The organism is Pseudomonas sp. NPDC088429, assembly GCF_044753305.1.
In the GTDB taxonomy this organism is placed as follows: Bacteria; Pseudomonadota; Gammaproteobacteria; order Pseudomonadales; family Pseudomonadaceae; genus Aquipseudomonas; species Aquipseudomonas rustica.
The window spans coordinates 33552-45819 of the sequence record NZ_JBIVMX010000044.1; the positions used below are offsets into that span (position 1 = coordinate 33552).

Annotated in this window: 11 protein-coding genes and 1 pseudogene; 1 reads left to right on the plus strand and 11 read right to left on the minus strand. The window is 59.5% G+C overall.

Annotated features, from left to right (window positions below; translation table 11 throughout):
* Positions 1 to 88: 88 nt before the first annotated feature.
* Genes thiO through ACIP66_RS19940 form a run of 7 tightly spaced genes read right to left on the minus strand, consistent with a single transcriptional unit; the run spans position 89 to position 6854 of the window.
* Positions 89 to 1189, minus strand: coding sequence for a glycine oxidase ThiO (gene thiO / locus ACIP66_RS19910; RefSeq protein ID WP_400650218.1), 1101 nt, complete (start codon positions 1187 to 1189; stop codon positions 89 to 91).
* A 57-nt stretch (positions 1190 to 1246) separates the two neighbouring features.
* Positions 1247 to 1648: a type IV pilin protein gene (locus ACIP66_RS19915; protein ID WP_159815269.1), complete on the minus strand. Its 402-nt coding sequence runs from the start codon at positions 1646 to 1648 to the stop codon at positions 1247 to 1249.
* Positions 1649 to 1663: 15 nt separating this feature from the next.
* Positions 1664 to 4747 (minus strand): pilus assembly protein, encoded by a 3084-nt coding sequence (locus ACIP66_RS19920; protein ID WP_400650221.1) that lies wholly within the window; start codon positions 4745 to 4747, stop codon positions 1664 to 1666.
* Positions 4734 to 5213: a PilX N-terminal domain-containing pilus assembly protein gene (locus ACIP66_RS19925; protein ID WP_159815271.1), complete on the minus strand. Its 480-nt coding sequence runs from the start codon at positions 5211 to 5213 to the stop codon at positions 4734 to 4736. Before ACIP66_RS19925 ends, ACIP66_RS19920 begins: the two co-directional genes overlap by 14 nt.
* Positions 5214 to 5224: 11 nt before the next feature.
* The gene (locus ACIP66_RS19930; RefSeq protein ID WP_400650224.1) at positions 5225 to 5938 is read right to left on the minus strand and encodes a PilW family protein; all 714 of its coding nucleotides are present in this window, start codon (positions 5936 to 5938) and stop codon (positions 5225 to 5227) included.
* Positions 5935 to 6384, minus strand: a complete 450-nt coding sequence (pilV, locus tag ACIP66_RS19935) for a type IV pilus modification protein PilV (protein ID WP_400650227.1) — start codon at positions 6382 to 6384, stop codon at positions 5935 to 5937. The genes ACIP66_RS19930 and pilV overlap by 4 nt, the downstream gene beginning before the upstream one ends.
* On the minus strand, positions 6381 to 6854 hold the full coding sequence (locus ACIP66_RS19940) for a GspH/FimT family pseudopilin (protein WP_400650230.1): 474 nt from the start codon (positions 6852 to 6854) through the stop codon (positions 6381 to 6383). The genes pilV and ACIP66_RS19940 overlap by 4 nt, the downstream gene beginning before the upstream one ends.
* A 130-nt stretch (positions 6855 to 6984) precedes the next feature.
* Here ACIP66_RS19940 and ACIP66_RS19945 point away from each other — a divergent pair, with 130 nt between their 5' ends.
* The gene (locus ACIP66_RS19945; RefSeq protein WP_400650233.1) at positions 6985 to 7554 is read left to right on the plus strand and encodes a GspH/FimT family pseudopilin; all 570 of its coding nucleotides are present in this window, start codon (positions 6985 to 6987) and stop codon (positions 7552 to 7554) included.
* Here ACIP66_RS19945 and ispH read toward each other — a convergent pair.
* From ispH to ileS, 4 genes and pseudogenes are all read right to left on the minus strand, one after another.
* Entirely contained in the window at positions 7511 to 8455 is a 945-nt protein-coding gene (gene ispH / locus ACIP66_RS19950) for a 4-hydroxy-3-methylbut-2-enyl diphosphate reductase (protein ID WP_038361699.1), read from the minus strand. The two genes, ACIP66_RS19945 and ispH, sit on opposite strands and share 44 nt — an antisense overlap.
* Before the next feature lie 150 nt (positions 8456 to 8605).
* A complete protein-coding gene (gene fkpB, locus ACIP66_RS19955; protein ID WP_172828167.1) occupies positions 8606 to 9043 on the minus strand; it encodes an FKBP-type peptidyl-prolyl cis-trans isomerase in 438 nt (145 codons plus the stop codon).
* 7 nt (positions 9044 to 9050) lie between these two features.
* On the minus strand, positions 9051 to 9563 hold the full coding sequence (lspA, locus tag ACIP66_RS19960; RefSeq protein ID WP_053123968.1) for a signal peptidase II: 513 nt from the start codon (positions 9561 to 9563) through the stop codon (positions 9051 to 9053).
* A pseudogene (gene ileS, locus ACIP66_RS19965) lies at positions 9556 to 12264 on the minus strand (isoleucine--tRNA ligase); the annotation flags it as partial. The pseudogene ileS and the gene lspA, both read right to left, overlap by 8 nt.
* Between the last annotated feature and the right edge of the window lie 4 nt (positions 12265 to 12268).

Here is a 12268-nt window from a genome sequence, read left to right on the forward strand (position 1 = left end):
TCGCAAAAGATCGCAGCCTTCGGCAGCTCCTACAGGAAACCCATTCCAAGGTAGGAGCTGCCGAAGGCTGCGATCTTTTGATCTTGCTTTAAATGCGGCCCGCAGGCGCATAAGGCGCCGGATCAATAATCGGCGCACGACCCAACATCACATCTGCAAACAACTGACACGACGCCGGCGCCAGCACCAATCCGTTACGGTAATGCCCGCAGTTCAGCCACAAGCCTTCATACCCCGGCACCCGGCCAATGTACGGAATCCCTTCCGGCGAACCCGGACGCAGCCCCGCCCAATGCCCGACCACTTCGGCATCCGCCAATGCCGGAATCAGCTCGACCGCTGAAGCCTTGAGGCTCTCCAGCGCCACATCGGTCGGCGTTTTGTCGTAGCCTTCATGCTCCAGCGTGCTGCCAATCAGAATATGCCCGTCACGACGCGGAATCGCGTAACGCCCCTTGGCCAGCACCATGCTCGACAAGAAATCCGCCGCGCACTTGTAGAGAATCATCTGCCCTTTCACCGGTTCAACCGGCAGTGTCAGATCCAGCGTCTTGAGCAGATCACCGCTCCATGCACCCGCCGTCAGCACGACCTGATCGCCCTTGATCACGCCGCCGGAGGTTTCGACGCCGATGACCTGCCCACCTTCACGAACAAACCCGCTGACTTCGCACTGCTCATGAATCGTCACGTTCGGCATCGCTTGCAGCGCCGCTTTCAACGACTTCACCAAGCGCGGATTACGTACGTTGGCAACGTCAGCCATGTAGATCGCCCGCGCGAACCCACCGCCAAGTACCGGCACCGCATCGTGCGCTGCCGAGATATCCACAGCCCGCAGCGGACGGTTCTCGCGTTGAGCCCAAGCGAGCGCTTCGGCTTCATCGTCCAGATCCAGCCAGTACAGGCCGGTGGTGTGGACTTCAGGATCAACCCCGGTATCAGCAAACAGACGCTCGCCGAGCTGTGGATAAAAATCCTGCGACCAGTGCGCCAGTGCGGTGACTGCCGGGCTGTAGCGCCACGGGTACAACGGCGAAACGATACCGCCGCCCGCCCAGGACGATTCCTGGCCGAGGTTCGAACGATCGAGCAGCACCACGCTGCGCACTTCGGAGGCGAGGTTGTAGGCGGTCAGCAGGCCAATCACCCCGCCACCGACTATCACCACTTGCTGTTGCCTGGTCATGTTTGATCCAACCGTAAAAAAGACAGTGGGCGCAAAAGGCGCCCGAAAGAAAGCGCCTCAGCGGCCCCAGCAATCCTTGGTGGTCAGCCCGGTGGTCGCGTTGTTCATGCTTCTGACACCGGTGTTGGTCAGGGTGAAATCCCCGCACTTGTCGGTGGCCATGGTCGTACCGGTTTTACGCGTCGCGGTCAGCAGGAAAGTCTGGTCAGCGATGGTCGGGGTGATGGTGTAGAAATCATTGCCCGTGCTGAGCCCGGTGATGCCGGTGTAGACATTGTTCTTGGTGTAGAAGCGTTCGAGGGACTGCGCCTGCTCCGAGAGTAACGACACCACTTCGGCGCGGCGGCCCTTTTTCAGGTACTCGGTGTAGCTCGGTGCGGCGATGGTGATGACGATCCCGATAATCGCAATCACGATCATGATTTCGATCAGGGTGAATCCGCGGTTGGATCTGCGCATGCCTCAAACTCTCACTTACTGTATTTGTCGCCACATGATACGACGGCTGCCGCCGCCGCCCTTTTCCACCAAGGTAGTGATGTTACCGCTGGAATCGTTAAAAATTTTGCGTGTTGCGCCGTTGACGATGGCGTTCAGGGTCGGAATGCCACCGGTAAATATCACACCACTGGAAATCGTGTCGCTGCTGTCAACCACTCCATCCCCGTTGGTATCGAACACCGCATAGTTGAGCATCTTACCGCTGAACGCATCGAGCTCGGCCACTTTGCCGGTTCCGAAACTAGAACAGGGATCGGTGGTATCGACGCTGGCGGTGGTGAAGACGATTCGCCCAAGCACCAGACTGGCCTGATTGATCACGCGCTCACCGATCAGCGCGTTGTTATACACCAAGGGCAAGTACCAGCCCTTCTCTCCTGGATAGGTCGTGTCGTTCTGCGTCGTTGTCACGAACTGCCCGCTACTGCCGGAGAACACGCCCGTGACTGCCTGCGCCTGCAAACTGCTGACGGTCAATTGTCCGGAACCGCCATCGGCATCCCACACCGAATAGAACGCCTGCAAATCCTTGTTGGTCTTGTCCGCCGTTTCGTTGAACTTGCCGGTGCCGAAGAAAATCTGTTTGCCGCCGACTGAGTTGTCCGCCAGTAACGGTTGCGCGGTGATCGGCTGAGTCGCGCCGCCCGCCGTGGTGAATAGCGGTTTACCGGAAAACGCCACGCCCCAACTGTCGGTCGACGTCGCACTCAGGTCGAATTTCCACAGGCGCCCTTTCAAGTCACCGCCGTACGCGGCCTGCACGACATTGGAAGAGTTGACCTTGAGCTTCACCGAGGACAAACCGTTGGTGGTTTCCGTGCTGTCGATGACGATTTTCTTGATCAGCGAACCGTCGCGTACATCCAGCACATACAGCGCGGCCACACCAGAATTGCTGCCGTAACCGTTGGAAATAAACGCCGCCCAGCGCCCGTCGGCCAAGCGTGCCACTTCTGGTCGGGCGTAGGCGTAACCCAGATCATTAAAAGCGTTGGCGCTGTTGGCGGTGGTCGGCGCACTGACTTCCCACAAGGCCTTGATCACATTACCCGCTGATGCATCAAACAACTGCAGCCCGTAGAACGTTTTACCTCCGGCACCCGTGCCACCAATGGCCAGGGTTTTCCAGGCCGTGCCGGACTGCGCGTCGAATACTCCGACCTGCCCGTCGACGAGAAACTTGTGGCTGACGCCATTGATGTAGGTCGGATCAGCAATCAGCCGTAGCGACGGCAACACACTGGACGGCATGTAGGCGTATCGCCGGGTGCCATTGGCCGAGTTGATGATGTTGACGAAACCGTCGTTGGCATTCACCACCAGATTGGCGTTCATGTTCGCGGCTTTGGTCGTCAGATAAGCGCTATAAGTGCTATCGCCGGACAAGTCGGCAGCGGTCTTGTCCATGGGGGCCGCCAGCACCAATGGCGAATTGATGATGTCGCCGAGCAATACGTTGCGAACCTTGAGCCCGGTTTTGTTGGTGCCTTTGCTCCACTCCACCAGATCATTGCCGGTGATTCCGGTGGGCAGACTCTGACTGAGCGTGTTTTGTTGCGCAGGGGAAAAGTTGCCGTAAGCCAGCGTCACGGCGGCGTTGCTCGTGGTGTTCCAGGATTGGTAAGTCGGCGCAGTCGCTCCGGGCACTATGGTCGTATCAGTCGTCCAAAGCGTGGTCGACGTATTCACCGCCCCGGAAGACGTGAAGCCGAAAGACTTGATGGTGCCGCGCCAATCCTTGGGGTCGTAACTGGTCTGGAAATAGCTGGTGCCGCTCGCCAGCGTGGTGCCGCTGGCGACGCCGCTGCCGCCGGAGCCCGCCTTGGAAGTGATATCACTCAACGCCGACGACAGCGCCGCATTCAGCCCCGTGCTGTCCGTCGCCTGATAATACTTGCCCTGCCCATAACTGGCCGCATCCGACAACATGTCGTTGGCCGCCGTGAAACCGACTGTGTAGGTGTTCAAGTTTTGCTTGGGAAAATCCACCGCGTTCCAGCTCTTGCCCGCCGCGTCGGTGCCGGTCGAACGCATGTCGATGTCGAAGGCGAATTTGGCGATGTCGTCCAGATACAGCGTGTCGCCCTCATTGTCGCCATTGAGGTTGTTGCCGTCATTATTGACGCCATCCCAGTTCGGTAAACGAGTGCCGCCCAACGGGTCGTTGGTCGGAAAGGTTCGGTCAAACGTCGGCAAACCATCGGTGATCACCACGCCGTAGTTTTTCTGGCAGCGATACTGAATCGGGCTGGTGTAGGTCGTTGGCGTGCTGTTGTAGTACGGCGCCATGCCGCGCATATAGCGGGTGATCTCGTAATAGGTTTCCGCCAACGGCGTGTTGGCCACGGCGCTCAAAGCGTTGATCGATGAGATCAGCGCGTTGTAGTTGGTATCCGCCTGGGCCTGAGTCACGCTGCCGGAGACCGGTGCCAGATCGCTGATCGATCGCGCGATGTATCCGCCATTGCCGGAGTTGTTGCTGGTGGCGGGATTGAAGGTCGACAGACCCATTCGCAAGGTGCGGTTGCTGGTCACCAGTGCCGTCGACACGTTGCGCGCCACGTTGATCCGGTAATCGTTGGGAATCGCCCCGGTGGTGAAATCGCGGGTGCCGTTGTTGATGGCCAGACTGACCACGTAAGAAATGTAATCGCCCGAATAACGCGTGTTGCCGCTGCCCACGGGATCCGGCAGTTTCAGGCACAGCGGCGCGATGCTGTTGTTGTAGAACGCATAGGCGCCACCGGAACAGCCGGATGTCGGCAGGCTCGACAGAAAGATCGTGTCACCGGTGATCGCTGTCGAACTCAGACACAAGCCGAGCAAGGCGTTGCATTGTCGTGCGGGTGTGGGATTGTCGGCGGGGTTGAAACCGGACGCATAGATGATGCTGTTCATGCTCCCCGAATCATCGATCAACAGCATCACGTTTGGCGGAACCGCTGCAGCGCTCAACAACGGCGAGTCCGACGGCGTGAACGCATACGCCGGTGCCGTCAGATAAAAGCTCAGCAACAGGCCGAGCAGCAGCGATCCATAGCGCTCAATACTTCGCATAAACACTCTCCACCACACTGCGCGAAGTGCCGGCGATGCCGACGGCGGTCACTCGATACAACGTTGCCGAGGTATTGCTCGGCACGTTCACCGCCGTGAGTGTGGTGCCAATGTTTTGCACACCATAGAAACCATTACCGGTCGCGATCCACGTCACCCCCGAGGTGGAATTGAGCCCTGCCGCACTGACCACCGAAGATTCCGCCGGCGGCGCACATTGCGTCGTGCCGCTGCACACCGCCAAGGTGTAAGTATCGAGTTGCACCGCACTTTCGCCCACCCGCAACGCGGCCTCGGCAGTTTGAAACGACTGATTACGCAAACTCACACTACCGGCCATTTTTTCCTGCAGGTTGGCGCTCTGCATCGACGACAAACCAATCAGCGTCAGCAACAACAAAAACACCAGACTGACCAGCAATGCCATGCCGCGCTGGGCCTTCCTGTTGTGAAGAGAAATCCGCATCACCCTGGCCCTCACTGCAAGCGGTTGCGCAAAGCGGCAACCACGTTGAAGGTTTGTGGGGCGACCCGGCTGTTGGGGTCGAGCAAGGTCAGGCTCAGGCGCACACTGCGGATGCGTGCCGGATCGCTGGGATTGGCGCTGTAAGTTGAAGCGGCCACATCGGTCGCAGAACTCGCCAGGCCGAAGGTGACGGTGAAAGCACTGACGTTGTTCACCAGCACCTGCTGGGTCGGCGTGCCGCTGCCGGTGCCCATGAGTATCTGGTTGTTGCTGAAGCTGTAGATCAATCGGCGAATCGGAAAGGCAATCTGCCCGGTCGCCGCCGTTCGTAAACCGGTATACGCCGTGGCGCTGTTGCGGCAATCGGAGAGTACCGTCCAGGTCGGCGTGCCACCACCGCTGCCGATATCGGCGGTCACCAGCGTCAGTTTGAGGTTGGCGTTATCCCAGCCGATCGGAGCGATCTGCGCGGCATTGAAATCCCCAGCCGTGCTCGAATCGGTAATCGTGCCGAGGCAACCGAACATGCCGACCATGCGGATTTCCTGAATCATTTTGCTCAGCACAAAACGCGCGTCTTCCTGCATCGCGGCGGCGCTGTTCTGACTGACATAGGTATTTTTCGCCGCGATGAAAATCTGCACGACACCCAGCACGATGATCAGACCCAGCGCGAGAGCCACGAGCAATTCGATCAGGCCGAAACCCCGGTTATTGCGCTTCATGGCGTGGCCACCGGATCGACCGCCGCGCGACTGCTGAGGACGAAACTGCGCGGCGCGCTGGCGGTGTTGGCGGCCCGCGCGTCACTCCAGTTGATGGTGATGGTGTACACCCGCTGATTAAGCGTGATGCTGCCAGTGGCGGTCGGCCCGCCGAAAGCAATGATGTTGGTGGTGAAATCGTAGAGATCCTGATCGCGGGCGACGCTGAGATTGGCCGAGGTCGGCGGCATCACGGTGTAGTCGGCGCCGGAGTTGGCGCGAATGCGATCCATCATGTCATAGGCGATAAAACTGGCCTGACTGGTCATGCGCGAGCTGTCGGTGTACTTCAGCGCATTCAGTTGCACCGCCGCCGCGCCCAACAACCCGACGGTCAGAATCAGCAACGCGACCAGCACCTCGATCAGCGTCATGCCCTCCTGTGCGTGTTGACTCCCTGCCCTCATCCGCAAATTCCACCCAATTGAATTCGTCCGTTCAAACACACGTTCAGCGTCCTGCTTTGCGTGCCCAGCGTGTAACTGATGATCACCGCCGTGGACGGTGCCGCCAGACCGCCGAGATTGTTGAAATCCAGCGCGGTCACTCCAAAGGGTAGCGTCAGAGCGGCGCCGCTGCTCATCGCTGGAACAACCCGCAATACATTCGCCGGCGTGCCAGTACTGTCGTAAACCGCCAATTCACCCGTCCAGACGTTGCCGCCGGCGCTCGGGCGCAAGCGAGTGGTCACGCCACGATCAATCGCTTCAAGCCGGGCAAAATTGATTGCCCGTTGCAGATCGCCCATTTCGGTATCGGCCTTGCTGCTCTGGATCGACTTGGTGAACGCCGGCACGGCAAGCGTGATGAGCACCACGAAGATCGCCATCGCCACCAACAGCTCGATCAGCGTGAAACCTTTTGTACGAAGATCCATCGATGCCCTCCGTTGCCGTCGGCTATACCTGCTTCTACACGCTAGAACATTCAACCGACCCGCGTCGGTTGATTTGCCCTGCGCGGCGTAAGGATCGCGCCGCTCATCACACTCCACGGAGGGAGTTTTCATGACGCAACACGGTTTCAGCCTGATAGAACTGCTTATGGGACTGGCGATCGGCGCAATTGTTCTGCTGTTGGTCAATCCGGCGTTCGCAACGCTGCGCGAATCGAACCAGCGGGATCTCGCCGCGCAATCGCTGCTCGACGGTATTCGCAACGCACGCAGCCTGGCCATCACGCGCAATCAGAGCGTGGTGATTCATGGCATCAACGGTGACTGGAGTCAGGGCTGGCGGATCATTGTGGATATCAGCGGCAAAGGATCTGCGGACAGCAGCAATCCCTTGTTGGCAGAACGTGCGAGTGACGCAAAGGTGCCGATTGTCGGTAATCGATCAGTGAGTCGATACGTGCGCTTCAGCAGTCTGGGACAACCGCTGATGCCCGGGCGGGCGTTTCAGGCAGGGACATTACATATTTGCTCGGCTCACGAGCCGGTCAGCCAGCGCCAGGTGGTGCTGGCGGCGACCGGTCGCGTGCGCCTGAGCAGCAAAAGCGCTGAACAGGCGTTGTGTCAGAAAGCCAAAAACGTCAGATCGAACGAACGCGCAACTCTTTCGGCATCGAGAACGTGATGTTCTCTTCGCGCCCGGCCAGCTCATCGGCGCCGGTCGCGCCCCAGGCTTGCAGTTGCTGAATCACGCCACGCACCAGCACTTCCGGTGCGGAGGCGCCAGCGGTGATGCCGATACGCTCGACACCGTCGAACCAGCTCTTTTGCAGGTCTTCGGCGCCGTCGATCAGGTAGGCCGGGGTGGCCATGCGCTCGGCCAGTTCGCGCAAGCGGTTGGAGTTGGAACTGTTCGGGCTGCCGACTACCAGAACCACGTCGCACTCGTCGGCCAGTTGCTTGACCGCGTCCTGACGGTTTTGCGTGGCGTAACAGATGTCGTCCTTGCGCGGGCCGCCGATGGCCGGGAAGCGTGTGCGCAAGGCATCGATGACGCGACTGGTGTCGTCCATCGACAGCGTGGTCTGGGTGACGAAAGCGAGTTTTTCCGGGTTATGCACCTGCAATTCGGCGACGTCTTTTTCGTCTTCAACGAGGTAGATCGCGCCGCCATTGCTGGCGTCGTACTGGCCCATGGTGCCTTCGACTTCCGGGTGACCGGCGTGGCCGATCAGGATGCACTCACGACCATCGCGGCTGTATTTCGCGACTTCGATGTGCACCTTGGTCACCAGCGGGCACGTGGCGTCGAAGACTTTCAGACCACGGCCAGCAGCTTCGGTACGCACGGCCTGGGAAACACCGTGGGCACTGAAAATGACGATGACGTCGTCCGGCACCTGATCCAGTTCTTCGACGAAAATCGCGCCACGACTGCGCAGGTCTTCAACGACGAACTTGTTGTGCACCACTTCATGGCGCACGTAGATCGGTGGCCCGAAGACTTCCAGGGCGCGGTTGACGATTTCGATCGCCCGGTCCACACCGGCGCAGAAGCCACGGGGATTGGCGAGTTTGATTTGCATGCTATGCCTCGTGTCTTGCGCGCGAAAACAATGAAAAACACTGTGGGAGCGAGCTTGCTCGCGAAGAGGCCATCACCTGCAACATTACTGTTGGCTGACACACCGCATTCGCGAGCAAGCTCGCTCCCACATTTGACTTCATAGAGTCAGTTAGATCGCTTTGACGTTGATGATCTCGACGTCAAAGGTCAGCGTCTTGCCTGCCAGCGGGTGGTTGAAGTCGATGGTCACTTGCGTGTCGTCGAATTCTTTCACCACGCCCGGCAACTCAGTATTGGCCGCATCGTTGAAGATCACCAGCAAACCCGGCGACAGCTCCATGTCGACGAACTGCGAGCGCGGGATGATCTGTACGTTCTGCGGGTTCGGCTGGCCGAAAGCGTTTTCCGGCTCGACGGTCAGCGTGCGCTTGTCGCCGGCCTTGAAGCCGAACAGCGCCGCTTCGAAACCCGGCAGCAGGTTGCCGTCGCCGACCTTGAAGGTCGCCGGGGCTTTGTCGAACGTGCTGTCGACGGTGTCGCCGTTCTCCAGGCGCAATGCAAAGTGCAAAGTGACTTCCGTGTTCTGGCCGATGCGTTGCTCAGCCAATACCTGTTCAGTCATGAACGGCCTCTTCGGTTTTCTTGGTTTTGAACATGTCCAGTGCCAGCATCACCGCGCCAACGGTAATCGCGCTGTCGGCGAAGTTGAACGCCGGGAAGTACCAGCGGTTCTGCCAGTGCACCAGAATGAAATCGATCACATGGCCCAAGGCAATGCGGTCGTACAGATTGCCCAGCGCGCCACCCAGCACCAGCGCCAAAGCGACGGCCAGCCAGGTTTCGTTGCGGCCCAGGCGCTTGAGCCAGACGACCAGCACGGCACTGACAACAATGGCGATCAGGGCAAACAGCCAGCGCTGCCAGCCGGAGCTGTCAGCGAGGAAGCTGAAGGCAGCGCCGGTGTTGTACGCCAGTGTCCAACTGAAGTAATCAGGAATGATCACGATCTGCTGGAACATTTCGAGCTTGCCTTCGAAGTAAAACTTGCTGGCCTGGTCAATGACCAGAACCAGCAAACTCAACCAGAGCCAGCTCAACCGTCCGAAACGGCCAACGGCATTAGGCATAGTGACGAACCTCGCCAGCGCCGCTGATGTTGTCGACGCAACGACCGCAGATTTCCGGATGCTCCGGGTTCACGCCAACGTCTTCACGGCAGTGCCAGCAACGGGCGCACTTCGGGAAGGCCGATTTGACGATCTTCAGCTTCAGGCCGCTGACTTCAGTCACGACCGCGTCTTCAGGTGCGCTGACAAAAGGCGCAACGCTGGCCGTCGAAGTGATCAGGACAAAGCGCAGTTCGTTGCTCAGCTTGGCCAGATCGGCGCTCAGGGCGTCTTCGGCGTACAGCGTCACTTCGGCTTGCAGGTTGCCACCGACGGCTTTGGCCGCGCGCTGGATTTCCATTTCTTTGTTGACCGCTACTTTGACCGCCATCACGCGTTCCCAGTAGTCGCGGCCCAGTTCAACGTCAGCTGGCAGTTCGGTCAGGCCTTCGTACCAGGTGTTGAGCATGACCGATTCGTTACGCTCGCCCGGCAGGTATTCCCACAGTTCGTCGGCGGTGAAAGCGAGGATCGGCGCGATCCAGCGCACCAGCGCTTCGGAGATGTGGAACAGCGCGGTTTGCGCCGAACGGCGAGCCTTGCTGTTGGCGCCAGTGGTGTACTGACGGTCCTTGATGATGTCGAGGTAGAAACCGCCCAGCTCCTGCACGCAGAAGTTGTGGATCTTCGAGTAGACGTTCCAGAAACGGTATTCGCCGTAGTGTTCTTGCAGCTCGCGTTGCAGCAGCAAGGTGCGGTCGACCGCCCAACGATCCAGCGCGAGCATTTCTTCAGCCGGCAGAATGTCGGTGGCCGGGTTGAAACCGCTCAGGTTCGAGAGCAGGAAGCGCGCGGTGTTACGGATACGACGATAGGCGTCCGCACTGCGTTGCAGGATCTGATCGGAAACTGCCATCTCACCCGAATAGTCGGTCGACGCGACCCACAGACGCATGATGTCGGCGCCCAGGGTGTCGTTGACTTTCTGCGGCGCAATCACGTTGCCCAGCGATTTGGACATTTTGCGGCCGGCTTCGTCGACGGTGAAACCGTGAGTCAGCAGTTCGCGGTACGGCGCGTGATTGTCGATGGCGCAACCGGTCAGCAGCGACGAGTGGAACCAGCCACGGTGTTGGTCAGAACCTTCCAGGTACAGATCGGCGCGCGGGCCGCTCTCGTGACCCATCGGGTGCGAACCGCGCAGGACGTGCCAGTGCGTGGTGCCCGAATCGAACCAGACGTCGAGGGTGTCGCTGATCTTGTCGTACAGCGGCGCATCGTCGCCGAGCAACTCGGCAGCGTCCATTTTGAACCAGGCTTCGATGCCTTCGACTTCAACGCGCTTGGCAACTTCTTCCATCAGCTCGACGGTGCGTGGGTGCAGCTCGCCGCTTTCCTTGTTCAGGAAGAACGGGATCGGCACGCCCCAGTTGCGTTGACGCGAGATGCACCAGTCCGGACGGTTGGCGATCATCGAATGCAGACGCGCCTGGCCCCAGGCCGGCACGAACTTGGTGTTTTCGATTGCTTTGAGCGAACGTACTCGCAGGGTGTCGCCGCTGGTTGGCTCTTTGTCCATGCCGATGAACCACTGCGCGGTGGCGCGGTAGATCAGCGGAGTCTTGTGGCGCCAGCAGTGCATGTAGCTGTGTTCGATGACGGTGGTGTGCATCAGCGCACCGACTTCGGTCAGCTTGTCGACGATGGCCGGGTTGGCCTTCCAGATGAACTGGCCGCCGAAGAATTCCAGCGACGGCACGTAAACGCCGTTGCTTTGTACTGGATTGAGGATGTCGTCGTTGACCATGCCGTATTTTTTGCAGGTCACGAAGTCGTCTACGCCGTAAGCCGGAGCGGAGTGAACCACGCCGGTGCCAGCGCCCAGTTCAACGTAGTCAGCCAGGTACACCGGCGACAGACGGTCGTAGAACGGGTGACGGAAGTTGATCAGCTCCAGCGCTTTACCGGTGGTGGTCGCGATGACCGAACCTTCGATGCCGTAGCGCGCCAGGCAGGCTTCAACCAGCTCTTCAGCCAGCACCAGCAGCTTGTCGCCGACATCCACCAGTGCGTAGTTGAATTCCGGGTGAACGTTCAGTGCCTGGTTGGCCGGGATGGTCCACGGGGTGGTGGTCCAGATCACGATCGAGGCAGGCTTGCTCAACGATGGCAGACCGAACGCGGCAGCCAGTTTGGCTTCGTCAGCGATCGGGAACGCAACGTCGATGGTCGAGGACTTTTTGTTCTCGTACTCAACTTCCGCTTCAGCCAGGGCCGAACCGCAGTCGAAGCACCAGTTCACAGGCTTGAGGCCCTTGAACACGAAACCGCCCTTGACGATTTCCGCGAGGGCACGGATTTCACCGGCCTCGTTCTTGAAATCCATGGTTTTGTACGGGTTGGCCCAGTCGCCCAGCACGCCGAGACGGATGAATTCGGACTTCTGCCCTTCGATCTGCTCGGTGGCGTAGGCACGGCACAGTTCGCGGGTCTTGTCCGCGCCCAGATTTTTGCCGTGGGTCACTTCAACCTTGTGCTCGATCGGCAGGCCGTGGCAGTCCCAACCCGGAACATACGGCGCGTCGAAACCCGACAGGGTCTTCGAGCGGATGATCATGTCCTTGAGAATCTTGTTCAGTGCGTGACCGATGTGGATCGTGCCGTTGGCATACGGAGGGCCGTCATGCAGAACGAACTTCGGACGGTCCTTGCCAATCTCGCGCTAC

Coding starts and splice junctions, on each gene's coding strand:
- thiO (WP_400650218.1), bottom strand. CDS start 1,189: ATGACCAGGCAACAGCAAGTGGTGATAGTCGGTGGCGGGGTGATTGGC.
- ACIP66_RS19915 (WP_159815269.1), bottom strand. CDS start 1,648: ATGCGCAGATCCAACCGCGGATTCACCCTGATCGAAATCATGATCGTG.
- ACIP66_RS19920 (WP_400650221.1), bottom strand. CDS start 4,747: ATGCGAAGTATTGAGCGCTATGGATCGCTGCTGCTCGGCCTGTTGCTG.
- ACIP66_RS19925 (WP_159815271.1), bottom strand. CDS start 5,213: ATGCGGATTTCTCTTCACAACAGGAAGGCCCAGCGCGGCATGGCATTG.
- ACIP66_RS19930 (WP_400650224.1), bottom strand. CDS start 5,938: ATGAAGCGCAATAACCGGGGTTTCGGCCTGATCGAATTGCTCGTGGCT.
- pilV (WP_400650227.1), bottom strand. CDS start 6,384: ATGAGGGCAGGGAGTCAACACGCACAGGAGGGCATGACGCTGATCGAG.
- ACIP66_RS19940 (WP_400650230.1), bottom strand. CDS start 6,854: ATGGATCTTCGTACAAAAGGTTTCACGCTGATCGAGCTGTTGGTGGCG.
- ACIP66_RS19945 (WP_400650233.1), top strand. CDS start 6,985: ATGACGCAACACGGTTTCAGCCTGATAGAACTGCTTATGGGACTGGCG.
- ispH (WP_038361699.1), bottom strand. CDS start 8,455: ATGCAAATCAAACTCGCCAATCCCCGTGGCTTCTGCGCCGGTGTGGAC.
- lspA (WP_053123968.1), bottom strand. CDS start 9,563: ATGCCTAATGCCGTTGGCCGTTTCGGACGGTTGAGCTGGCTCTGGTTG.